The following is a 23,914-nucleotide window of genomic DNA, read 5'->3' as shown; positions in this document are numbered from 1 at the left end:
GAATCGGCACCGGACAGGTGTTGGACCCCTGCGTCCGCTCCGGGTGACGCTCGGTGCCATGCCCGACACCCCCTCCCGACCGCACCCCGCCGTGACCGCCGACACCCTGACAGCCGCCGGCCCGCGCCCCCACGACCGGGCGCCGGGCCACGCACACACCTCGGGCCACGCACACACCTCGGGCCACGGGCACACCCCGGGCCACGGGCACACCCCGGGCGAAGACCTCGCCCCGGGCGGGGAACACCCTCCGCGCGAAGGCCGCCGCACGCGCCCGCCCGGCCCCTACCGCCGGCTGCTGGCCCGCCCCGGCGCCCGCGCCTTCACCGCCGGGAACCTGATCGCCCGGCTGCCGATGGGCATGTTCGGGGTGAGCGCGGTGATGATGATCGCCGACGCGCGCGGCTCGTACGCCCTCGCCGGGTCCGTCACCGCGACCGGGCTCGCGGTCACCGCGCTGGTCGCCCCGTGGACCGCACGGCTCGTCGACCGGCACGGCCAGGCCCGGATCGCCCTGCCGGCCACACTGCTCGCCACCCTGGGCGGGCTGGCACTGATGCTGTGCGTGCGCGGCGGCGCCCCCGACTGGACCCTGTTCGCCGCGTACGCCGCCACCGCCACCTGCCCGAACGTCGGCGGCCTGTCCCGGGCCCGCTGGAACCACCTGCTCAAGGGCGATCCCGAGGCCCTGCACACCGCCAACTCCTTCGAGCAGGCCGTCGACGAACTGTGCTTCATGCTCGGCCCGGTACTCGCGGCCTTCCTGTGCACGTCCCTCTTCCCGGAGGCGGGCACCCTGGTCGGCGGGGTGCTGCTGCTGACCGGCATGGCGGTGTTCACCGCGCAGCGCTCGACCGAGCCGCCGCCGGGCCGGCACACCACCTGCGGCCCGTCCCCGCTGCGCTCCCCCGGCATGCCGCCGCTGCTGCTGGTCTGCCTCGCCATGGGCGTGGTGTTCGGCGCGATGGAGGTCGTCACCATCGCCTTCGCCGACGCGCAGGGGCATCGCTCGGCGGCGGGCGTCGTGCTGGGTCTCCAGGCGGCGGGTTCCTGTGCGGCGGGGCTGCTGTACGGGGCGCTGCGCCCGGCCGGTCCGGCCGCCCGGCGCCACCCCTGGTGCATCGCCGCGATGACCGCCCTGATGGCCCTGCCGCTGCTGGCCGCCACGCTGACCGGCTCGCTGCCGGTGCTCGCCGGGGCCCTGCTGGTGGCGGGCATGGCGACCGCTCCGACGATGATCACGGGCATGACCCTGATCCAGGAGCGCACCCCCGAGGGACGGCTCAACGAGGGCATGACCCTGGCGGTCACCGGCCTCCTCGCGGGCATCGGCGCGGGCAGCGCGCTGGGCGGCTGGACGGCCGAACACCTCTCGGCGACGGCCGCCTACGGGGTCCCGGTCACGGCGGCGGCACTGTCCCTGACGATCGCCCTCGCCACCCGGCGGTGACATGGCCGGGGGCGCCTCGACGGCCACCCGCCAAGGACGCGCGAACGGCCCGCCGATGGGTCACTTCCCGCCCAACCACACATCCCCCAAAGCCATTTCACCTCCGTGGCATTGACGCTCACCGACCCCCCACATACCTTCCCTGCCGAGGCGCTTCGACCGAGATCGACATCACCACGTGGCATATGACGGCGCATCAGGAACGCACGGCCCGACTGCTGTCGACGCACAACCGTCTGTGAGCGAACTGGACCGATGGTCAGGATCACCGATGTGGCGCGGCGCGCCGGGGTCGCCCCCAGCACCGTCTCCTACGCCCTCAGCGGCAAACGCCCGATCTCCCCGGAGACCCGGCGCCGTGTCGAGGCCGCCGCCCGCGAGCTGGGCTACCGCCCGCACGCGGGGGCGCGCTCGCGCCCCGGCGGCCGCTCGAAGGTGCTGGCGCTCGTGATGCCGCTGCGGCCGGGCGTCCATGTGCCCGCGATGATGGGCTTCGCGCTGCCGGTGGTCACCACGGCACGCGCCTACGACCACGACGTGCTGCTGCTCACCGAGGAGGACGGCGCGGACGGGCTGCGGCGGGTCGCGGAGGCCGCGCTGGCGGACGCGTTGATCGTGCTGGACGTCCAGCTCGACGACCCGCGGCTGCCGCTGCTGCGCGCCCTGGACCGGCCGTCGGTGCTGATCGGGTTCCCCGCCGAGCCGGCCGGACTGACCTGTGTGGACCTCGACTTCCGGGCGGCCGCCGAGGCGTGCGTGGACCATCTGGCGGGGCTCGGGCACCGGGTCGTGGCGCTGGTGGGCCCGCCGCCGGAGGTCCATGTGCGGCGCACGGCGTACGCGCAGCACGTGGTGAAGGGGTTCACGGTGGCCGCGCGACGGAGCGGGCTGGTCTCCCGGGTGCACCCGTGCGAGATGACGCCCGCCGCCGCCCGCCGGGTCGCCGAGCGGCTGCTGCGGGAGCAGCCCGCGCTGACCGCCGTCGTGGTGCACAACGAGGCCGTGCTGGAGCCGCTGATCGACGCCTTCGCGCGGCTCGGGCTGCGGGTGCCCCGCGATGTGTCCGTCACCGCGATCTGCCCGCAGGACCTGGCCGAGTCCGTGGCGGTGCCCGTCACCTCGGTCGCGGTGCCCTCGGCCGAGATCGCCCGGCGGGCGGTGGAGCTGCTGGTCGACAGGCTCGCCGGAGCCCCCGTGCCGGACGCCACGTCGCTGGAGCCGCGGCTGACGATCCGGGCGAGCACGGCACGGCGGCCGACCGCGTGAGTTTCCGCCCGCCGGACGGACCGGGCGCGGCAACGACGAGGGCCCGGTGGTCTGTGACCACCGGGCCCTCAACATGGAGAGTGGAGATGGCGGGAATCGAACCCGCGTCCAACGGTGCGGAATCAGGGCTTCTCCGTGCGCAGTCTGGTACGAGTTTCTCAGCCCTCCGGATCACCCAGACAAGTCCGGAACGGGCTCAGTCACTGTTTGATTTCCCTCTTCACCCCGTGACCGGGATCAAGGTTTAGTCCCCTAGCTGATGCCAGGATCCGGGTCGGGAACAGCCCCGGGCTGACACTTCGCAAGTCGCTACTTAGGCAGCGAGGGCGAAGGAATCGCGCTTGGTGTTGGCGATTATTGTTTTCGGCCTGTGGTTTACGAGATCATGGCCGCTTCCTCGACACGCTTCCCCTGCTTCGACAGCCGCTGTCGAAACCGATCATCCCCATGTTGTTTTTTCAAACCCCTCCGAGGAGGGACACGCGCCCGCTGTGGGGCACACCTGCATCGTACGTGACCGACACGGCCACGTGCCAGCGTATTCCCGGCGACCGGAGGGTTAAGCCCGCTGCCGCCGCTTCGCCGCCGCGATGGCCCGGTCCGACTCCCGCCGGTCCTGCTGCTCGCGCAGCGTCTGACGCTTGTCGTACTCCTTCTTGCCTCGCGCGAGCGCGATCTCGGCCTTCGCCCGGCCGTCCCTGAAGTACAGGGCGAGGGGCACGATCGTGTGACCCGTCTCCCCCGACTTGACCGCCAGCTTGTCGATCTCCTCGCGGTGCAGCAGCAGCTTGCGCTTGCGCCGCGCGGAGTGGTTGGTCCAGCTGCCCTGGCTGTACTCGGGGATGTGGGCGTTGTGCAGCCACGCCTCGCCACCGTCGATCTGGACGAAGCCGTCGACCAGCGAGGCACGGCCCTGACGCAGCGACTTCACCTCGGTGCCGGTGAGCACCAGTCCGGCCTCGAAGGTGTCGATGATCGCGTAGTCGTGCCGGGCCTTCTTGTTCTGCGCGACGATCTTGCGCTTGCCGCCCTTCTCGCCGTCCTTGACCTTGGCGGCCGCCCCGCCCTGCTTGGGCTGGGACTCCTTGGGTACGTACATTCCCTTACTCATAGTGCCGCCCATTTTCGCACTACGCGGGGGCCTCACGGAAAGCCGATTAACGAGGGCTACTGCTGCCCCAGGCCGCTGAGTACGGTCTCCGCCCGCTCCAGGGCCTCCCCGTCGGCCTCCAGGTCCGGGGTGATGCCCCGGCCGTCGACCCCGCGCCCGGCCGGGGTGCGGTAGTGGCCGACGGTCAGCTCGGCGACCGAGCCGTCCGGCAGCCGGCTCGGCATCTGCACCGAGCCCTTGCCGAAGGTGCGGGCGCCCACCACCACGGCCCGGCCGCGGTCCTGGAGGGCGCCGGTGACCAGCTCGGCCGCGCTCATGGTGCCGCCGTCGACCAGGGCGACCAGGGGCCGCTCGGTGTCGCCGCCGGGCCGGGCGTGCAGCGCGCGCTGGTCGCCCTCGACGTCGTACGTGGCCACCAGGCCGCCGTCGAGGAAGGCGGAGGCGGCGGTGACGGCCTCGGTGACCAGGCCGCCGGAGTTGCCGCGCAGGTCCAGGATGATCCCGCCCCCGGCCCGCGCCCTGCGCACCGCGCCCCGCACGGTCTCCCCGGAGCCCTTGGTGAACGCGGCGACCTTGATCACGGTGACCCCGCCGCGCAGTCCGCGCACGGTCACCGGTTCGGTGGACAGGCTCGCCCGGTGCAGGGTGACGTGCCACGCCCGCGCGCCGCGCTCCAGCCCCAGCCGTACGGACGTGCCGACGGCGGCGTCCGCGGCGTCGCCCCGCAGCAGGGCGAGGACCTCGGTGACGGGCCGCCCGTCGACCTCGCGTCCGTCGACACTGCGCAGCCGGTCGCCCTCGCGGATGCCGGCGCCCTCGGCCGGGGACCCGGAGCGCACCCCGGCCACCTCGATGCGTCCGTCGCGCTCGCGTCGCGCCCACAGCCCGACGCCGGTGTAGCGCCCGTCGAGAGCCTCGGTGAACTCCTCGTACTCGCCCTCGGAGTACACGGCTCCCCAGCGGTCGCCGCTGCGGCTCACGGCCCGTTCGGCGGCCTGGATCGGCGACTTGCCGTCGGCCATGGCCTCGGCCGCCGCGTCCGCCACGTCGTTGCGGGACACGGACGCCGCCGCGGTGCGCGTCACGTCCGGCGCCTGCTCGCGCTCCCCGGTCCCGGGCAGCGACCCGGTCGCCGCGCCCGCGGCCAGCACACCGGCGAAGACCAATGTCAGGGCTGCCCCGCGGCGGAAGCGGCGGGGCTGACAGAACAGGTCACGACCTGACATGGCGGTGAGTCTAGGACAACAGCAAGGGCCGTACGGTCGGTTGACCGTACGGCCCTCGGGGCGTGCGTCACACCTTCAGGTACTTGCGCAACGCGAAGAACGCGGCAAGCGCCGGCATCAGCAGGCTGGTGACCAGGATCAGCGGCAGGGTACCCACCACGGCGTCCCAGCCGATGAAGTTGATCAGGTTGAGCTTCTCGGACAGGGCCAGACCGTGGTCGATGATGAAGTAGCGGGCGGCCACCAGGAAGGTGCAGGCGACCAGGCCGCCGATGAGACCCGCGACCGCGGCCTCGGCGATGAACGGCGCCTGGATGTAGAAGCCCGAGGCGCCGACCAGGCGCATGATCCCGGTCTCACGCCGACGGCTGAACGCCGAGACACGCACGGTGTTGACGATCAGCATCAGCGCCACGACCAGCATCAGCGCCATGATCGCCCGCGCGCCCCAGTTCATGCCCTCCAGCAGCTTGAAGAGGTTGTCCAGGATGCCCTTCTGGTCCTGCACGGACTGCACGCCGTCCCGTCCGCCGAACGCCGACGCGACGACCTGGTACTTCTCCGGGTCCTTCAGCTTGATGCGGTAGGACTCCTGCAGCTGGTCCGGCGTGAGGGAGTTGGCGAGCGGGGAGTCGCCGAACTGGTCCTTGTAGTGCTTGTACGCCTCGTCCTGCGACTCGTACGTCACCTTCTGGACGACCCCCATGTCGTCCAGATCGCCGAGGATCTTCTTCTTCTGGTCCTCGGTGACCGCGCCCTTGGCGCAGTTGGGGTCGGACTCGGCGTCGCTCTTGTTGCAGAGGAAGATCGAGACGTTGACCTTGTCGTACCAGTAGCCCTTCATGGTGGTGACCTGGTCGCTCATCAGCAGTGAGCAGCCGAACAGGGCCAGGGACAGGGCGACGGAGACGACGACGGCGAAGGTCATCGTCAGATTGCGGCGGAGACCGACACCGATCTCCGACAGTACGAACTGGGCGCGCATGACGTCTGGTTATGCCTTTCCGTGGAACCTGTCGGTCGTCAGTGCTGGTAGCCGTAGACGCCGCGTGCCTGGTCACGCACGAGGCGGCCCTTCTCCAGCTCGATGACGCGCTTGCGCATCTGGTCCACGATGTTCTGGTCGTGCGTCGCCATCACCACGGTGGTGCCGGTCCGGTTGATCCGGTCGAGCAGCTTCATGATGCCGACGGAGGTCTGCGGGTCGAGGTTGCCGGTGGGCTCGTCCGCGATCAGCAGCTTGGGCCGGTTCACGAAGGCCCGCGCGATGGCCACGCGCTGCTGCTCACCACCGGACAGCTCGCCGGGCATCCGGTCGTCCTTGCCGCCCAGGCCGACGAGTTCCAGCACCTGGGGCACGGACTTGCGGATCTCGCCGCGGGACTTGCCGATGACCTCCTGCGCGAAGGCGACGTTCTCCGCCACCGTCTTGTTCGGCAGCAGCCGGAAGTCCTGGAAGACGGTCCCCAGCTGGCGGCGCATCTGCGGCACCTTCCAGTTGGAGAGGCGCGCGAGGTCCTTGCCCAGTACGTGCACCTGACCGTGGCTGGCCCGCTCCTCGCGCAGGACCAGCCGCAGGAACGTGGACTTGCCGGAGCCGGAGGAGCCTACGAGGAAGACGAACTCGCCCTTCTCCACTTCCAGGGAGACATCCCTGAGCGCGGGGTGGCTCTGCTTGGGGTAGACCTTGGAGACATTGTCGAATCGGATCACGGATGCACCACGGGTCGCCGGGGGTAGATGTGCGTGACCATACGCGAACCGGGAGCGCAAGCGCAGTCGCCGGTCGGGGTTGCGCGCGCCTTGTACGTTTTTGTACGGGCTCGACCTCCGGGGGACGCGGGAAGGACCCACCCGGACGGGCCCCCGATCGGCTCGGGCACGGCCCCTGAGCGGCCCGGAAGCGGCCGCGGCGTCCCCCTGCCGTCCGCAGTCGCGGGGCGACGGAAGGCAGCCCTCTCGGGCGACTCTGCGCACCCTCCGGCGGAACCTGGCACAGTGGAGGGGGAACGTTCCCACCCCCAGGAGCGTTCTCCACGAAAGAACCGGCACGAGGAGGGCAAGCACATGACGTACGACCGGCTGGTGTGCGCGAACTGTGCCGCCCCCGTGACGGAGGGCCGCTGCCCGGTCTGCCGGGCCAATCGGGAACGACTCCAGCAGGAGAACTTCTTCGCCGGCCTGAATCCCACGGCGCTGATCGCCCTGCTGGCGGTTCTCGTCGCGGCCGTGGCCCTGCTGGCCCACCAGACCGTCTGACTACGAAGGGCCCGGAGCGCAAGCCTCCGGGCCCTTCGTGTTCGCTGTCGGCTATCGCCGGCCGCGAGCGGTCACGCCGCGGCGCCGCCCCGGCCGCCCACGACGCGCGGCAGCACACGGAAGCCGATGCCGCCGGCGATCATCGTCGCGGCGCCGATCAGCAGGAACGTGAGCTGCTCGGAGCCCGCACCGGTCTCGGCGAGCTCGTCGCCGCCGCCCTGGGCGGTGGTGTCGGAGCCGCCCGTGCCGGAGTCGCTGCCCGTGTCGGTCAGGGACGAGGAGCCCTCGCCCTGGGCCGAGTCGCCGGAGCCGCCGTCGGGGTCGGTGTTGTTGCCGGACCCGTTGCCGCTGCCCTGGCCGCTCCCGGAACCGCTGCCGTTCTCGTTGCCGCTGCCGTTGTCGTTGCCGTTGCCGTTGTCGTCGTCGCCCGGGTCCTCCGAGGGGTTCTCGGTCTCGACGGGGTCCTCGGTCGGCTCGGTCGGCTCCTCGGTGGGCTCCGGCGGGAGGTCCGTGGGCTCGGTCGGAACCGTCGGCACGTCGGTCGGGACGCCGGTGTCGGTCGGGTCCGGCTCCGGGTCCGGGCTCGGCGACTCGTCGGCGCACAGGATGCCGAGGACGCAGTCGTCGCCCTCGGCGGCGGAAGCGGCTCCGGCGGCGGTCAGCGAGGCACCGGCGGCGATCACGGCGCCGGCCGCTATGCGCGCGACACGGATCCGCGTCTTGTTCGTCATATGGCTGCTACCCCCAGTAGCTGATCGTCGGTGAGGCGGCGCTCGGGGCCGTGATCAACGGAGGCAGGTGGGTCGAAGCGCATCCCCCCGGTTCACATGCGCCCCAGAAATACGCATGCCACACTTCACCCTTCCGATTTTTCAAAGCAACGTCAAGGACGTTAAGCAGCGCATTGCCCAACTCAAGTGCGCTATGCCGGAATTCACCTCTGTGAGCGAGCTGTAGAACCCGGACAAACGACAACCGCCCCTGAATCCAGGGGCGGTTGAAAAGTCCGACGGTCAAGTCGACGAAGTTACTTCTCCTGCTGCTTGCGCCAGCGAATGCCGGCCTCCAGGAACCCGTCGATCTCGCCGTTGAACACGGCCTCGGGGTTGCCGACCTCGAACTCGGTGCGCAGGTCCTTGACCATCTGGTACGGGTGCAGGACGTACGAACGCATCTGGTTGCCCCAGGAGTTGCCGCCGTCGCCCTTGAGGGCGTCCATCCTGGCCTGCTCCTCCTGGCGGCGCCGCTCCAGCAGCTTGGCCTGGAGAACGTTCATCGCGGTGGCCTTGTTCTGGATCTGCGACCGCTCGTTCTGGCAGGAGACGACGATGCCGGTGGGGAGGTGGGTGAGGCGCACCGCGGAGTCGGTGGTGTTCACGCCCTGTCCGCCGGGGCCGGAGGACCGGTAGACGTCCACGCGCAGCTCGGACTCGTCGATCTCGACGTGGTCGGTCTGCTCGACCACGGGAAGGACCTCGACGCCCGCGAAGGAGGTCTGGCGGCGGCCCTGGTTGTCGAAGGGCGAGATGCGCACCAGCCGGTGCGTGCCCTGCTCGACCGAGAGGGTGCCGTAGGCGTACGGCGAGTGCACGGCGAAGGTGGTCGACTTGATGCCGGCCTCTTCCGCGTACGACGTCTCGATCAGCTCGGTCTTGTAGCCGCGCTGCTCGGCCCAGCGCAGGTACATGCGCTGGAGCTTCTCGGCGAAGTCGGCGGCGTCGACGCCGCCCGCCTCGGCGCGGATGTTCACGAGTGCCTCGCGGGAGTCGTACTCACCGCTGAGCAGCGTGCGGACCTCCATCTCGTCCAGCGCCTTCTTGACGGACGCGAGCTCGGACTCGGCCTCGGCACGGGTGTCCGGGTCGTCCTCCTCCTCGGCCATCTCGAAGAGCACGGAGAGATCGTCGATCCGCCCGCGCAGCGCCTCCGCCTTCCTGACCTCGGCCTGGAGGTGGGACAGCTTGCTGGTGATCTTCTGCGCCTCGTCCGGGTTGTCCCACAGGGACGGCGCGGCCGCCTGCTCCTCGAGCACGGCGATGTCTGCCCTCAGCTTCTCGAGGTCCAGAACGGCCTCGATCGACTCCATGGTCGAGGAGAGGGACTTGAGCTCTTCGGATACATCGACGACTGCCACGCTCCCAGCGTAACGGCTCCGCCAGGCGGGGAGGGCCGGGGAAGGGGGTGCGGTACGGGAGGGGGGTGGGGGTGACGCGCCGGACCTCGCCTCTTGGCCGACCCGGACGGGGGGTGGACGGGCGAGGGGGGAGGTGTGGGGCGGAGCCCCGGCGGGGGCAGGGGCAGAGCCCCGGCGGGGGCAGGGGCAGAGCCCCGGCGGGGGCAGGGGCAGAGCCCCGAACCTCTCCCCCCTGACCGCCTGGTACGGGCGGGGGCTCAGGCCCGGGTCCTGGGCGGAGCCCCGGGGGGTCAGGGGGACGCGGGGGAGGAGGAGCCGCGGTCGTCGGGGGTGGCCTCCGAGTCGTCACCGGAGGTGGCCGCCCACGTACCGACCCCGACCGCCGCCACCAGCGCCACCGCCGCCACCCCCAGTGTCAGCCGCCGTCGCCGCGCGGAGGCCCGATGCCGCGCGGAACCCGGCCGCGGCGCCCCGGCCGCCCGGGGCGCCCGCGCGGTCCCCCGCGCTCCCCCGGCCAGCTCGTCGGGCGCCGGCACCCTCATCGACGTATGCGTGTCCCGGTTGGAGTCCGGCTTGGCCCCGGTGACGAGGGACACGGCCCCGCGGCGCTCCGGGCCGCGCGGGGACACCGGTCCGTCCGCCGCCGCCGCGGACGCGCCCGCGGCCTCGGCCTCCTCCTCCGGCTCCCCGTCCGGCTCGTCCACGTCCAGCGGAGGCATCCCCACGAGCGTCGGCAGCTGCTCCCGCAGCCTCGCCGCGAGCTCGGAGGCCCGCAGCCGGGAGGCCGGGGCCTTGGCCAGGCACTGCACGATCAGCTGCCACAGCTCCTCCGGGATGCCCGGCAGGGGCACCACGGTCTCGGTGACGTGCCGGCGCAGCACCGCGCCGGGGTGGCCGCCGCCGAACGGCGTGAAGCCCGCCAGCAGCTCGTACAGCACGGTCGCCAGCGCGTAGATGTCGACGGCCGCACGGGGCGGCAGCCCCTCGACGATCTCCGGGGCGAGATAGTCCGGCGTGCCGATGATCTTCGTGGCCTTGGTGCGGCGCGGCGAGTCGATGAGCTTGGCGACCCCGAAGTCCGTCAGCAGCGCCGGGTGCGCCCCGCCGGGGCCGAGCGGGCCCTGCATGTCGAGCAGCACGTTCTCCGGCTTGACGTCCCGGTGCACCACCCCTGCCGCGTGCGCCGCGGCGAGCCCCTCGGCGACGTCCGCGACGATCGCCACGGCCGCCTCGGGCGCCATCCGCCGCTCCCGCTCCAGCCGGGTACGCAGGTCCGTGCCCCGGACCAGGTCCATGACCAGGGCGAGATCGTTGCCGTCGACCACGAGGTCGCGCACGGAGACGACGTGCGGGTGCTCCAGGCCGAGCAGCGCGGTGCGCTCCTGCACGAAGCGGCCGACGAGTTCCTGGTCCGACGCGAGGTCCTCGCGCAGCAGCTTGACGGCGACGGGGCCCTCGGGCCCCTCGCCCAGCCACACCGTGCCGGCGCTGCCCCGTCCCAGGATCTGGTTAGCGGTGTACCGGCTGCCGATCTTCCGTGCCAAGACTGCTCCTACAGACGCGTGTTGCGCTAAAGCTACGCGTCCGACGAGCCGACCTTCACCGTCGAGGCGGAAATCACCCGCTGGGTGTCGACAAATCCACGAAGTCGCCTCGCCGCACGAGGCATCACTGCGAGGTGCCGCTCCCCAGTTCCCCGACCCAGTCGGTGACCGTGCCGAACCAGTCGCTGAGCTGCTCCCAGTAGCCCTTGCCGGTGCCGATCCAGCCCTGCAGCGGGCTCAGCTCCCAGACCAGCCAGCCCGCCACGAACAGGATGATGATCGTGAACAGGCAGCCCTTCAGGCAGCCGAGTCCCGGGATGCGCATCGGGTTGGAGCTGCGCTGACGCGGCTGGCGGGGCTCACGCTGCGGCTGCTGGGGCTGCGGGGCGGGCGCGGGCGGGGCGTAGCGCTGCGGCTGGGGCTGCGGCGCGGGCGGGGGCGCGTACCGCTGGGGTTGCTGCTGCGGATGGCCGTAGCCGGGCGGCGGACCCTGCTGCTGCCGGCCCTGCTGGGGGCGCGGCTGCTGCTGGGGCTGGGGCCGGGCGGCCTGCCGCTGCGGGCGGCGGCGCAGCGGGTCCTGGCTGGGGTCGAGGTACTGGACCTGCGTCTGCTCGTTGCGGTCGCGGGCCGCGCGCAGCTGCGACTGCCAGGGGTGCGGCTCCTCGGGCGCGCCGGGCTGGTTCTGCGGCACGGGCGGCATGACGGCGGTGGGGTCGGCGGCACCCGCCGGGCCGGTGTGCGGCAGCACGCTGGTGGCGGCGTTCGGGTCGTAGGCCCCGAGGCCGTTCTGCGGCAGCACCTGCGTGGCGTCCGCGGCGCCCGGTACGGCGGTGGGGTCCGGGTCGGGGGCGAGCAGGGCGCCGACGTTCTCGGCGGCCGCGATCTGCGCGGAGTTGGCGTGCACCCCGACGCCCTCGGCGACGACCCGCAGGCCGCGCGCGAGGTTCTCGGCGCTCGGGCGCTCGGCGGGGTTCTTGCGCAGGCAGCGCTCTATGACCGTCCACAGCGGTTCGGGCACGGTGGAGGGGCGGCGCGGTTCGGCGCTGAGGTGCTGGTGCAGGACCTCCAGGGCGGAGCTGCCGGAGAACGGCGGGCGGCCGGTGACCAGCTCGTAGAGCAGGATGCCTGCGCCGTAGATGTCGACGGCGGAGGTCTGCGGGCGGCCCTCGGCGCCCTCGGGGGCGACGTACGCGGGCGTGCCGACGAACTCGTGGGTGCGGGTCAGGCCCGGGGAGTCGGCGAGGCGGGCGATGCCGAAGTCGGTGAGCATCGGGTGCATCTCGCCGCCGTTCTGCCGCAGCAGGACGTTGGCCGGCTTCAGGTCGCGGTGGACGACGCCGTCGGCGTGGCTGGCGGCGAGCGCGTCGGCGATCTGCGCGGTGAGCAGGGAGGCCGCGACGGGCGTGAGGGGGCCGTTCTCGCGCAGGAAGCGGTGCAGGTCGGGGCCGTCGACGAGGTCCATGACCAGGGCCAGCAGCTCGCCCTCGACGACCAGGTCGCGGACCCGGACGATGTTGGGGTGGGTGAGCCGGAGCAGGACGGAGCGCTCGCGCAGGAAGCGCATCACGATGTCCGCGTCGCTCGCCAGCTCCTCCTTCAGGACCTTGATCGCGACGGTCTCACCGGGCTGACCGGGCACGGCCGCTTCGGACCCGGCGGTCTCACGCTGGCGCGCTCGCCAGACGGTTCCCGTGGCGCCGCGGCCGAGCGGCTCCTCGAGGAAGTACTTGCTGCCGACTGGCCGCACGTCACGCGCTCCCTGCTGCTTGCTTGCCGGTGTTCCGAACCACTGTAGTGCCGCACCCTGGGGGCACGGCCTGTCGTCTCCTCGGGTTGTTCATGGGTTGATACGTACGGATCGCCGTACGCCGACGGCCAAAGGTTCTCCGAAAAGACGCTCCCCTCGGTCTCACGGTTGCCCGAAGCGGACGTGACCGATCTCAAGAGCGGACTCAAGCGGTCGCCGGTGCGTCACTGGGCAGGCACTTTTGCGGGCAGAGCCGACCAATCAAGATCACTTGTCAGCGGGCGGCGGGCGTGTTGTCAGCGGCAGGTGCGAGGATGCGTGCAGTACTGGCCGACGTGCTCGTGTGGTGGTGGGGGGAGTCCGCGCCCGCGCGCAGAAGGGACCGCTGACGGACATGCAGATCCGGCTGACCGTCGTAGACCCGCTGGGGCCCGCCGAGGCGCGCGGCCGGACCGTGCGCCGTGACGTGCTGGTCACGGCCCCCGCGGGGACGGCCCTGGCGGCGGTGGCGTCGGCCCTGGCCGCGGCGGTCTCGGGGGACGGCACCGCCGACCGGCCCGAGCGCGGCGCGACCGTGCTGTACGCCGGGGAGGAGCGGCTGGACGCGCAGCGCTGCACCCTGGGCGAGCCGCCGCTGGTGGACGGCGCCGTGCTGTCCGTGGGCAGTTCCGCCGGGCCCGAGCCGCATCCCGAGGTGGACACCGCCCCGGCCCAGCTGCACGTGGTCGCGGGCCCGGACGCCGGCGGGGTGCATCTACTGCACGGCGGCCAGGTCCGCGTCGGCCGCTCCGCCGACGCCGATGTGCCCCTGGACGACCCGGACGTGTCGCGGCTGCACTGCGCGGTGACCCTGGCGCCGGACGGGCGCGTCTCGGTCGAGGACCTCGGCTCCACCAACGGGACGGTGCTGGACGGCTCGCGTGTCGGCACCCGCCCGGTGCGGTTCGCGCCGGGCGCGTTGCTGCGGATCGGCGAGTCGGCGCTGAAGGTGTCCGCCCCCGCGGGCGGGCCGCCGGACCGTCTCACCACGGCCCCGGACGGGGAGGGCCACATCCGGGTCACGCCGTCCGGCACCGACTCCGAGGAGCCCGCCGTCGCGCACGCCCCGGCGTCCTGGGACCCGCCCGGCGCGCAGGAGCGCTCTCCCGGGGAGCCGCCCGTCGTGCCCGGCCAGGCGGGGGCGCCGCTGGTGGAGCGCCGCGTCACCTCCGACACCGACACCCACGCGGGCCGCTCGGGAGCGGGTCGCTACGCGGAGGGCGCCTGGGCCGTCCAGGGCAGGCCGAGCGGCCTGGACGGCCACGCGGACCTCTCCCCCGCCGGCCCGGACGCCGGGCACGAGACGTGGCCCGGCCCCGACGGCGACCCTGCCGCGCGGCCCGGCCGGGACTCCGCGGCGGCCCCCGCGCGTGAGGGCTGGCGGCGGCGCGGCGGCCTGTCCGCCTGGGCCCGGCGGCTGGCCGGGGGACGTACCGAGCCGGCGGAATCCGCCGGGAGCACGGCGTACGACGACCCGCAGGACGACGACCCCCGCCTCCGGCTCTCCCCGAGCGCGGCCGCGCTGCCCGACACCTGGCCCGACCCGGCCGCGCTGCTGCTGACCGCGCTGGGCCCCGGCCCCCGGCTGTGGGAGCGCGGGACCGGACACCCCGAGGCGCTCACGGTCCGGCTCGGCACCGCCGACCGCTCGGCCCCGGACGGCTCGGGCCTGCTGCCCGCCGTGCCCGTCACCGCGGGCCTGCGCGAGGCGGGCGCCCTGGGTCTGGCCGGGCCGCGCCCCCGGCTGTCGGGGCTGGCCCGCGCGGTGCTGGCCCAGCTCGCCGCGCTGCACTCGCCGGACGCCCTGGACCTCGTGCTGATCAGCACCGACCGCGCCCGGCCCGTCGAGGAGCGCGTCGCGGAGTGGTCCTGGCTCGGCTGGCTGCCGCATCTGCGGCCCGGCCACGGCCAGGACTGCCGCCTGCTGCTCGCCTACGACCGCGAGCAGGCCGCCGCCCGCGCCGAGGAACTGCTCCGCCACCTCGACGACCAGCTCGCCGAGCGGGCCGACGGCGGCCACCCGCCGCTGGGCGGGGCCGACCGCGCCGGTATATCCGGGGCGTCCGCAGCCACCGGCACCGGGCCGGTCCCCTCGGCCGCGGGGAGCACGGAAGCGACGACCGCTTCCGGGCCCACGGGGCCGGGCACCCCGCCCCCGGCTCCGGGAGCCACGGGCCCCCGGCCCACCGCCTCCCATGCCGCTCCCGGCACCCGCGCCGCCCGCCGCCCCTCCTGGGCCCACGACGAGGACGGCCCCGACCCGCTGAGCGGCCACCCCGGCCCGTACACCGTCGTGGTCGTGGACGGCGACCCCGGCGGGGCCGGGCTGCGGGACGCGGTCGCGCGGCTGGCCGCGGAGGGACCGAAGGCCGGCATCCATGTGCTGTGTCTGGCCGAGACGCCCGCGGCCTCGCCCGCGTCGCCGGTGTCGGAGACGTACGAGGCGGCCTGCGCGGCGACGCCGACCTTCCGTGAGTGCGGGGCCGTCGCACTGCTCAGCGGTGACGTCGCCGGTGCGCTGCGGCTGCTGCGGGTGGCCCGCACCGGCTCCGGCCCGGCCGCGCGCCGCGCCCCGGTGGGCCATGGCACGGTCGGAGCCGTGGACGCCGTCTCCGCCGCCTGGGCCGAGCGGTTCGCCCGCGCGCTCGCGCCGCTGCGCACCGACGGGTCCGGGGAGCGGCACCCGCGCGCGTCCGCCCCGCTCCCGCAGGCCGCGCGGCTGCTGGACGAGCTGGGGCTGGCCCGGGCCACACCGGCCTCGCTGATGGCGCGCTGGGCCGACGCCGACGACGACACCTCCACACCCGGTGGCCGGGCCTCGGCGGTGCTGGGCGCCGGACCCCGCGGCCCGGTGGTCGCGGACCTCGTGGCCGACGGCCCGCATCTGCTCGTCCAGGGTCCCTCGGGCAGCGGCCGCACCGAGCTGCTGCGCGCGGTCGTCGCCTCGCTGGCGGCGGCCGAGCGCCCGGACCGGCTGGGCATCGTCCTGATGGACGGCCGGGACAGCGTGGGCGCGGGCAGCGGCCACGGCGACGGACTGCACGTCTGCACGGACGTCCCGCACGTCACCACCCACCTGCTCGCCAACGACCCGGTCCGCATGCGGGAGTTCGCCCAGTCGCTGAGCGCCGAGCTGAAGCGCCGGGCGGAGCTGCTCGGGCGCGAGGACTTCGCCGCCTGGCACGCCCGGCAGGAGGTCTCCGCCCGTCTGGTCACCCAGCGCACCGCCCCCGGCGCGGCGGGCACACCCTCCTCCGGCACCGGCGACCTGGACGCCCCGCCCAGCTCCACCCTGCGGCTGCGCCCCGGCGCGGCCCGTCGCCGTACGGAGGCGGCGCCGCTGCCCCGCCTGGTCGTGGTCGTGGACGACCTCGACGCGCTGGTCTCCCCCGCGTTGGGCTCGCCCGGCCGTCCCGCCGCCGGGTCCGTGATGCGGGCGCTGGAGGCTGTGGCCCGTGAGGGCGAGCGGCTCGGGGTGCACCTGGTGGCGGCGACCGGACCGGGCGGCCGTACGGCCGAGACGGAACCGGCCCGGCGCGCCACGCTGCGTGTCGCGCTGGACACGCCCACCCCGGGGCCGGACGAACCGGCACCCGGCCGGGGCCGGTTGACCGTGGCGGACAGCCGCGGCACGGCGTTCCAGGGCGGCCGTGTCACGGGCCGTATCCCGCGCACGGCGACCCTGCGGCCGACGGTCGTGCCCCTGGACTGGGAGCGCATGGGCGACCCGCCGGCCCGCCGCCCGGTCCGCGAGCTCGGCAACGGCCCCACGGACCTGGCGCTCCTCGCGAGCGCCCTGCAGCACGCGGCCCGCGAGGTGTCCGCGGCGGAGGTGCCGTCGCTGCTCTGAGCGGGTGAACGGCCTCACGTGTGACCATTGCCGGACGGGGCAATCGGGCCGGAAGGCGGGCCGAACCCCCCGTCACGAGGCGGTCACGATCACCCGGTTGACACGCCATGCGCTCTTGCCGACCCCTCGGACCGGGCGTAAACCAGAGCCCACGAGACCAGCGGGCGCGGTGAAGTAGCCCTCTTTCGTGCCCCTTTGGCGGGCGAGTCCTCACCGGCTCGCCCGCTCATGCACACGTACCGTCCCCCGGAAGCCGTACACGGCGTAACCGCGTCACTCCATTGGCCGTTGCCGGGCAGAACGCCCGCGCCGACCCATGGATGATCCCTTGCCCAGGTTCAGTGTCATTGTCCCCGTGTACAAGGTGCAGGCGTATCTGCACGAGTGCCTGGGTTCGGTCCTCAGCCAGTCGTACCCCGATCTCGAACTGATCGTGGTGGACGACCGCTCGCCGGACGCCTGCGGCGCGATCGCCGACGAGTTCGCGGCCCGCGATCCACGGGTCCGCCCGCTGCGGCTGCCGGAGAACCGGGGTCCGGGCGGCGCCCGCAACGCGGGCATACAGGCCGCGACCGGCGACTATCTGCTGTTCCTGGACGGCGGCGACACCCTCGACCCCAGCGCGCTGCGGGCGATCGCCGACCGGCTGAAGGAGACGGGCGAGCCGGACGTGCTGGTGCACGGCTTCGCACGGACCGACTGGACCGGCGCGCGGGGGCCGGGCGAAGGGGCCGAGCACCTCGGCGAGCAGGGCCCGGCCCCGTTCCGCCTGGAGGACCGGCCGGGTCTGCTGCGGGTGCCGACGGCTCCCTGGAACAAGGTCTGCCGACGGGAGTTCGTCGAGTCCGAGGGCCTGGCCTTCCCGACGGGCCGGCACGAGGACACGCCCTGGACGTATCCGGTGCTGCTGACGGCCGAGTCGATCGCGACCCTGGACCGGGTGTGCGTGCTGCGCCGGCGGCGCCCACCGGCCGGCGGGGAGCGGCACTTCGACCTCTTCGACCAGTACGACCGCCTCTTCGCGTTCCTCGACACGCGGCCCGGCCTCGCCGAGTGGCGGCCGGTGCTGTTCCACCGCATGGCCGATCATCTGACGACGGTGTTCACCGGGCCCGACCGGCCGCCGCGCGGCAGACGCGCCGAGTTCCTGCGCCGGGCCCGCGACCACCACCGCCGCCACCGCACCCCGGGCACCGCGCTGCCGCCCCGGTTCTCGGCCGCGGCCCGGCGGCAGCACCCCCTGCGGGCCCGGCTGCGGCACGCCCTGGTCCGCTTCGGCGCGCACCGCGCCTACCGGGCCCTGGGCCTGACCCGGCGGCTCGCCCTGCGCACCGCGCGGCTCGCCGCCCGGCTCGGCGGGGCGCTGCGGACGACCGCCCTGCGCCTGCACTACCGCGTCCAGCTCAGGCTCCCGCTGCGCGCGGACCGGGCGGTGTTCGCGGCCTACGGGGGCCGGGGCCACTGCTGCAACCCCGGCGCGCTGGAGTCGGCCTTCCGCGGTCTGGTCCCGCACATCCGTACGGCCTGGATCGCCCGCCCCGAGCACCACCACACCGTCCCGCCCGCCACCCGCCGCCTGACCCCGGGCACGGCCGCGTACTGGACGGCCCTCGCCCGCTCCAAGTACCTGGTCGACAACGACACCTTCGACCGCCGCCTGGTCAAGCGGCGCGGCCAGGTCCTCGTGCAGACCCAGCACGGCACGCCCCTCAAGCACATGGGCCTGGACCTGTGCGAACGCCCCGCGGCCGGCGCGGACCCGGACGCCGGCGAGCTGCTGCGGGCCGCCGGGGCCTGGGACTACGTCCTGTCCGCCAACCGCCACGCGACGCTCACCTGGGAACGCGTCCACCCCGGCGCCTACACCACGCTGGAGTACGGCCACCCCCGCAACGACGTCTTCCAGCAGGCGACCTCGGCCGACGTGGCCCGGCTGCGCGAGAGCCTCGGCATCCCGCGGGGCTCGGTCGCGATCCTGTACGCGCCGACCCACCGCGACTACCGCCGTACCCAGGCCCGCGCCCTGGACCTGGAGCGGGTGCTGCGCCGGCTCGGCCCGCGTTTCGTGGTGCTGGCCCGCGCCCACCCCCGGCAGCCCGGCCCGCTCGGCGAGGGCGCCCGGATCATCGACGTCGGCGACCACCCGAGCGTCGAGAAGCTCTGTCTGGCCTCGGACGCCCTGGTCACCGACTACTCGTCGATCATGTTCGACTACGCCGTCCTGGACCGGCCGATCGTCGTCCACGCCCACGACCGGGAGGCCTACGAGGCCGCCCGGGGCACCTACTTCGACCTGCGGGCCTTCCCGCCGGGCGCGGTGGCCCGCAACAAGGACGAGCTGATCGACATCTTCGCCACCGGCCACTGGCGCGGCTCACGCTCGGCGCAGCTGCGGGCGGCGTTCCGGGAGCGGTTCTGCCCGCACGACGACGGCCGCGCGGCCGAGCGGGTCGTCCGGCATGTGGTGCTGGGCGAGCCGGGTGTGCCACCGGTGGTGCCGCCGGAGTCGAGACACCCCGTCCCCTCGGCCGCCGATTCACTCGCGCGCCCCCTTCTCGCAACCATCCCGCAACCTTCTGGCCCCTTCGCCGTCACCGACAGCCACTGAACGGCGTTCACCTTCCGGGAGTGCGTATGCCCCGCAGTTCGTCGCGGCCCACCCCGTCCCGGCCGTTCACCTGGCGGCCGTCCGGGCGGCCTGGCGGCCGGCGCTCCAGACGTCGTCCGGTGTGAGGCAGGTGTCTCGCGCCGGTCCCGGACAGCAAGGGAAAGATCAGAATGCCCCGCTTCAGCATCATCGTGCCGTCCCATGGGGTCGCCGGGCGGCTGTCCCTGGCGCTGGACTCGGTCCTCGCGCAGTCCTTCGGGGACTTCGAGCTGATCCCGGTGTGCGACGGCCCCGACTCCCCCTCGGGAGTGGCCGCCGCGCGGGCGGAGCGGGACGCCCGGGTGACGCCGGTGCACTCATCCCCCACCTGCGGCACGGCCGGCGCGCGCAACGCCGGGCTGCGGGCGGCCACCGGCGCGTATGTGCTGTTCCTGGACGGCGACGACACCCTCGCGCCCGGCGCCCTGTCGGCGCTGGCCGCCCGTCTGGACGAGACCGGCGACGTGGACGTGCTGCACTTCGAGCACGAGCGCACCCCCTGGTGGCAGGGCGAGCCCGGCAACCCGGTGAAGCCCGTGCTGGCCCGCGCCCCGTCCGGCGCCGTCGCCCCCGGCGAGGCCCCGGAGCTGACCGGGGTGCGGTTTCCCGCCTGGAGCGCCGCCTACCGGCGCGCCTTCCTCACCGCCCGCCGGCTGACCTTCCCCGACGGCCACTTCACCGACGTCGCCTTCGGCGGTCTCGCGGCGCTGGGCGCCGAACGGATCGCGGTCGCGCGCACGGTCGTCGTACGTCATCTGCTGCGCCGGCAGGGCAGCCGGCTGAACCGGCCGGGCGCCCACCACCTCGATCTGCTCCACCAGGCCGACCAGGTGCTCACGGAGGCCGCCCGGCGGGGGCTCGCGAACGCGCGGTGGCAGGCGCTGTTCACCCAGTTGTTCGCCGTGATCCTGAAGACGGCCGCCCATCCCTCCCGGCTGCCCGCGCGCCACCGCCGCACCTACTTCCGCCTGGCGTGCCACCTCCACCGCCGGCACCGCCCGGCGGGGTTCGAGCCGCCGGGCGGCAGCCTGGGCGTGCAGCACCGGCTGCTGGCGGCGGGGGCGTACACCGCGTTCCGCGCCCTGCGTGGGGCCCACCGGGTCGCGGCCGCAGCCCGCCCGCCCCTCCCGCGCGGACTGCGCACCCGTCTGCACTACCGCCGCGCGCTGCGCCGGCCGCTCGATCCCCGGCTCGCCGTGTACCGCGCCTCCCGGGGCCACGGCTACACGTGCAACCCGGCCGCGATCCACGCCAAGGCCCGTGAACTCGCCCCGCACATCCGCTCGGTGTTCCTCGTGGAGGCCGACCGGGCGCACACGATGCCGGCGGACGTCGACCACGCGGTGATCGGCACCCCCCGCGCCTGGGAGGTGCTGGCTCGCGCCACGTACGTGGTGAGCGGCGCCGACTCGGCCGAAGGCGTGGTCAAACGCCCCGGCAGTGTCCATCTGCGGACCGGGCAGGGCACACCGCTGACGAAGGTGGGCGCCGACCGGGCGGCGTACCCGGTCGCGGCCGCCCGCTCCGGCGGCCTCACCGGACCTCCGGCGCGCGTGGACCGCTGGGACTACGCCCTCTCCGCCAACAGCCACTCCACCCAGACGTGGGAGCGCGCCTTCCCGGGCTCGTACGAACAGCTGGAGTACGGCTGTCCGCGCAACGACCTCTACTACACGGCCACTTCCGGCGACGTCACCCGTGTCCGCCGCGAGCTGGGCGTGCCCGAGGGCGGGACGGCCGTGCTGTACGCGCCCGCCCACCGCGACCACCGCACCGGCTTCGAGGCGGGCCTGGACCTGGAGGCCTTCTGCGCGGCTGCCGGGGAGAACGTGGTGGTGCTGCTGCACGGCCACCCGTTCCACGACCGGGGCCCGGCGAGGTCCACGGGCCGGGTCGTCGACGCCACCGGGCACCGCCGCGCGGAGGAGGTGTGTCTGGCGGCCGACGCGCTGATCACCGACTACTCGCCGCTCATGTTCGACTACGCCCATCTCGACCGGCCCATCGTGGTGTACGCGGACGACTGGCAGGTCCACCGCGAGACGCGGGGTGTGTACTTCGACCTGATGGCCGCCCCGCCGGGCCCGGTCGCCCGCACCCCCGCCGAGCTGGCCCGGGTGTTCCGGGACGGCACCTGGTCGGGCCGGGAGTCGCGGGGGCTGCGGGCGGCGTTCCGGGAGCGGTTCTGCCAGTTCGACGACGGCCGGGCCGCCGAGCGGGTCGTCCGCCGGGTGCTGCTGGGTGAGCCGCCGCAGGCGATCCCGCCGGTGATCCCGCTCGCCGAGCGCATCCCCGCCCCCACCGCGACGACCCTCGTGAGGAGCTGACGTGCCCCGCTTCAGCATCGTCCTGCCCTGCTTCAGGGTGCAGGGCTTCCTGCGCGAATGCCTCGACTCGGTTCTGGAGCAGTCGTTCGGCGACCTGGAGGTGATCGCCGTGAACGACGGCTCCCCGGACGGCGGCGGCGCGATCCTCGACGAGTACACGGCCCGCGATCCGCGCGTGCGGGCGGTGCACCTGCCGGAGAACGTGGGCCCCGGCCGGGCCCGCAACGCCGGGATGTCCTACGCCACCGGCGACCACCTGCTCTTCCTGGACGGCGACGACCTCCTCACGCCGGGCGCCCTGCGCGTGCTGGCGGACCGGCTGGCGGAGACGGGCGACCCGGACGTGCTGGTCTTCGACCACGCCCGCCTCCACTGGTGGGGCGGCACCGGCCGCGGCGCGCTCGCGCGGATCCCGGCCGAGGACACCTTCGACGTGAACGACCACCCCGGCGTCCTCGACCTGCCGACGGTGGCGTGGAACAAGGTCCACCGGCGCGAGTTCCTCACCGAGCACGGCTTCCGCTTCCCGCCGGGCTCCCACGCGGACACGGCCTGGACGTTCCCGGTCCTGCTCAGCGCCCGCCGGATCGCCGTGCTGGACCGGATCTGCCTGAACCACCGGCAGCGGCGGCCGGGCGCCCTCCCGTCCACCGCCGGCCCCGGGCACTTCGACGTCCACGACCAGTACGAGCGGGTCTTCGCGTTCGTGGCGGAACGGCCCCGGCTCGCGCCCTGGATGCCGTATCTGCACGCCAGGATGGGCGCGCACTGTCTGGAGATGCTGTCCGGGCCGGACCGGCTGCCGCCCGCGGACCGGCCGGAGTTCTTCCGCCGCAGCGCCGAGATGTTCCGCCGCCACAAGCCGCGGGACGTCCGCCTCACCCCTGAACTGCGGGTGCTGGAAGGCCCGTACGCCGCGTATGTCGCCAAGCGGCAGGTCCTGAGGACGGGCCGGCGCCTCGGGAGCGAGGCGGTGCGGGTGCGGCGCGCGGTCTCGTCGCGGGCCCGGCGCACCGGCACGGCCCTCGCGCCGCGCCGAACGCTGGAGGCGGGCCTGGTGGTGTACTCGGCGTTCTCGCACCGCGGCATGCTCGGCGACCCGGGCGCCATCCACCGCAAGGCGCGGGAGATCGCCCCGCAGCTGCGCGGGGTGTGGGTGGTGAGGGACGAGCGGACCGCGGCCCTGCTGCCGCCGGACGTCGAGCACGTGCTGCCGGACTCCCCGCGCTACCGGGAGATCACCGCGCGGGCCGCCTTCTTCGTCAGCAACGTCGACTGGCCCGGCGCCCTCCCCGAACGGTCCGGCTCCGTCCACATCCAGACCCATCAGGGCACCCCGCTGAAGTTCATGGGCGCCGACCTGCTGGAGAAGCCCGGTGCCCGCTACGGCCTCGACGTGCCGCGGATGCTGCGCCGCGCCGACCGCTGGGACCACAGCCTGGTCGCCGACCTGTACTCGGAGCTGGTCTGGGAGCGGGCCTACCCCTGCCACTTCGCCTCCGCGCGCACCGGCAGCCCGCGCAACGACGTGCTGGTGGCGCCGCCGCCGGGCGCGGGCGCCGAGTTCCGCCTCCGGCACGGCATCCCGCAGGACCACACGGTCGTGCTGTACGCCCCGACCCGCCGGGACTACCGGCGCGGCGGCCACGCGGAGCGGATCGACCCGGCCCGCCTCGCCGCGGACCTCGGCGAGGGCCACACCCTGGTGGTGCGGCTGCACCCCTCGCTGGCCCGGGGACCGGCGCGCCGCCTGGGCCTGTCGGAGCCGGCCCGGCGCGGACTGCTGGTCGACGCGACGGACGAGCCGCACGTGGAGGAGGTCATGCTCGCCTCCGACGTGCTGCTCACCGACTACTCGGCCCTGATGTTCGACTACGCCCGCCTCGACCGGCCGATCGTGCTGCACGCCGACGACTGGGACACGTACACCGCGAGCCGGGGCACCTACGTCGACATCACCGCCGAGCCGCCCGGCCATGTCTCTCGCACCTACCGGGAGTTGGCCCGGCTGTTCACCTCGGGCGCCTGGCGGGACGAGGAGTCGGCCCTGCTGCGCGCCGCATTCCGCGGCCGGTACGGCGAGTTCGACGACGGGCACGCCGCCGAGCGGGTGGTGCGCACCCTGCTGCTCGGCGAGCGGGACTGGACGCCCGCCCCGGCCGGGGCCGTACCGCAGCCCAGGACGGCCGCCGGGCACGGTCTGCTCGCCACCTCGCGAGGCGGCGCACCCGGATGCCGCTCGGCGCTCACCGTCCGGGGTGAACAGGTTCACTCGATGAGGTGAGACAAGGCGGTGCCGTTGACCCGGTCGGGA

Annotated in this window: 15 protein-coding genes and 1 other RNA gene; 7 read left to right on the top strand and 9 right to left on the bottom strand. The window is 74.1% G+C overall.

Features of this window, described 5'->3' with window-relative positions; translation table 11 throughout:
- Nucleotides 1-58: 58 nt before the first annotated feature.
- Nucleotides 59-1,450, top strand: coding sequence for an MFS transporter (locus tag ABZZ79_RS20110; RefSeq protein ID WP_356690536.1), 1,392 nt, complete (start codon nt 59-61; stop codon nt 1,448-1,450).
- Nucleotides 1,451-1,705: 255 nt separating this feature from the next.
- Nucleotides 1,706-2,716 carry a LacI family DNA-binding transcriptional regulator gene (locus ABZZ79_RS20105; protein ID WP_356690534.1) on the top strand — a complete coding sequence of 337 codons (1,011 nt, stop codon included), beginning with the start codon at nt 1,706-1,708 and terminating at the stop codon, nt 2,714-2,716.
- 78 nt (nt 2,717-2,794) lie between these two features.
- On the opposite strand, the gene ssrA is transcribed toward ABZZ79_RS20105, so the two are convergent.
- The 5 genes from ssrA to ftsE form a co-directional block, all read right to left on the bottom strand.
- Nucleotides 2,795-3,163, bottom strand: a transfer-messenger RNA (tmRNA) gene (gene ssrA, locus ABZZ79_RS20100).
- Between the two features lie 112 nt (nt 3,164-3,275).
- Complete coding sequence (smpB, locus tag ABZZ79_RS20095) at nt 3,276-3,815, bottom strand: SsrA-binding protein SmpB (RefSeq protein ID WP_356690532.1); 540 nt, start codon at nt 3,813-3,815, stop codon at nt 3,276-3,278.
- A 68-nt stretch (nt 3,816-3,883) separates the two neighbouring features.
- Nucleotides 3,884-5,053: a S41 family peptidase gene (locus ABZZ79_RS20090; RefSeq protein ID WP_356690530.1), complete on the bottom strand. Its 1,170-nt coding sequence runs from the start codon at nt 5,051-5,053 to the stop codon at nt 3,884-3,886.
- Between the two features lie 67 nt (nt 5,054-5,120).
- Nucleotides 5,121-6,038 (bottom strand): permease-like cell division protein FtsX, encoded by a 918-nt coding sequence (gene ftsX, locus ABZZ79_RS20085; RefSeq protein WP_356690528.1) that lies wholly within the window; start codon nt 6,036-6,038, stop codon nt 5,121-5,123.
- 38 nt (nt 6,039-6,076) lie between these two features.
- A complete protein-coding gene (gene ftsE / locus ABZZ79_RS20080; protein ID WP_356690526.1) occupies nt 6,077-6,766 on the bottom strand; it encodes a cell division ATP-binding protein FtsE in 690 nt (229 codons plus the stop codon).
- 354 nt (nt 6,767-7,120) lie between these two features.
- On the opposite strand from ftsE, the gene ABZZ79_RS20075 reads away from it, so the two are divergent.
- On the top strand, nt 7,121-7,312 hold the full coding sequence (locus tag ABZZ79_RS20075; protein WP_356690524.1) for a hypothetical protein: 192 nt from the start codon (nt 7,121-7,123) through the stop codon (nt 7,310-7,312).
- A gap of 71 nt (nt 7,313-7,383) precedes the next feature.
- On the opposite strand, the gene ABZZ79_RS20070 is transcribed toward ABZZ79_RS20075, so the two are convergent.
- From ABZZ79_RS20070 to ABZZ79_RS20055, 4 genes are all read right to left on the bottom strand, one after another.
- A complete protein-coding gene (locus tag ABZZ79_RS20070; RefSeq protein WP_356690522.1) occupies nt 7,384-8,043 on the bottom strand; it encodes a hypothetical protein in 660 nt (219 codons plus the stop codon).
- Nucleotides 8,044-8,339: 296 nt separating this feature from the next.
- Nucleotides 8,340-9,446, bottom strand: a complete 1,107-nt coding sequence (prfB, locus tag ABZZ79_RS20065; RefSeq protein ID WP_356690520.1) for a peptide chain release factor 2 — start codon at nt 9,444-9,446, stop codon at nt 8,340-8,342.
- A gap of 290 nt (nt 9,447-9,736) precedes the next feature.
- Complete coding sequence (locus ABZZ79_RS20060; RefSeq protein WP_356690518.1) at nt 9,737-10,990, bottom strand: serine/threonine-protein kinase; 1,254 nt, start codon at nt 10,988-10,990, stop codon at nt 9,737-9,739.
- A gap of 124 nt (nt 10,991-11,114) precedes the next feature.
- Nucleotides 11,115-12,737 carry a serine/threonine-protein kinase gene (locus tag ABZZ79_RS20055; RefSeq protein WP_356690516.1) on the bottom strand — a complete coding sequence of 541 codons (1,623 nt, stop codon included), beginning with the start codon at nt 12,735-12,737 and terminating at the stop codon, nt 11,115-11,117.
- A 394-nt stretch (nt 12,738-13,131) separates the two neighbouring features.
- On the opposite strand from ABZZ79_RS20055, the gene ABZZ79_RS20050 reads away from it, so the two are divergent.
- The 4 genes from ABZZ79_RS20050 (at nt 13,132) to ABZZ79_RS20035 (ending at nt 23,884) form a co-directional block, all read left to right on the top strand.
- The gene (locus tag ABZZ79_RS20050) at nt 13,132-16,626 is read left to right on the top strand and encodes an FHA domain-containing protein (protein ID WP_356690514.1); all 3,495 of its coding nucleotides are present in this window, start codon (nt 13,132-13,134) and stop codon (nt 16,624-16,626) included.
- A gap of 328 nt (nt 16,627-16,954) precedes the next feature.
- Entirely contained in the window at nt 16,955-19,234 is a 2,280-nt protein-coding gene (locus ABZZ79_RS20045) for a bifunctional glycosyltransferase family 2 protein/CDP-glycerol:glycerophosphate glycerophosphotransferase (RefSeq protein ID WP_356690512.1), read from the top strand.
- Nucleotides 19,235-19,404: 170 nt separating this feature from the next.
- The gene (locus ABZZ79_RS20040; RefSeq protein WP_356690510.1) at nt 19,405-21,600 is read left to right on the top strand and encodes a CDP-glycerol glycerophosphotransferase family protein; all 2,196 of its coding nucleotides are present in this window, start codon (nt 19,405-19,407) and stop codon (nt 21,598-21,600) included.
- Between the two features lies 1 nt (nt 21,601).
- Complete coding sequence (locus ABZZ79_RS20035; protein ID WP_356690508.1) at nt 21,602-23,884, top strand: CDP-glycerol glycerophosphotransferase family protein; 2,283 nt, start codon at nt 21,602-21,604, stop codon at nt 23,882-23,884.
- The last annotated feature ends 30 nt before the right edge of the window (nt 23,885-23,914 follow it).

The sequence above is a fragment of the Streptomyces sp. NPDC006458 genome (assembly GCF_040612135.1).
Classification (GTDB): domain Bacteria; phylum Actinomycetota; class Actinomycetes; order Streptomycetales; family Streptomycetaceae; genus Streptomyces.
Note: the sequence above shows the minus strand (reverse complement) of the source record. Positions and strands in the feature narration are given on the sequence as shown.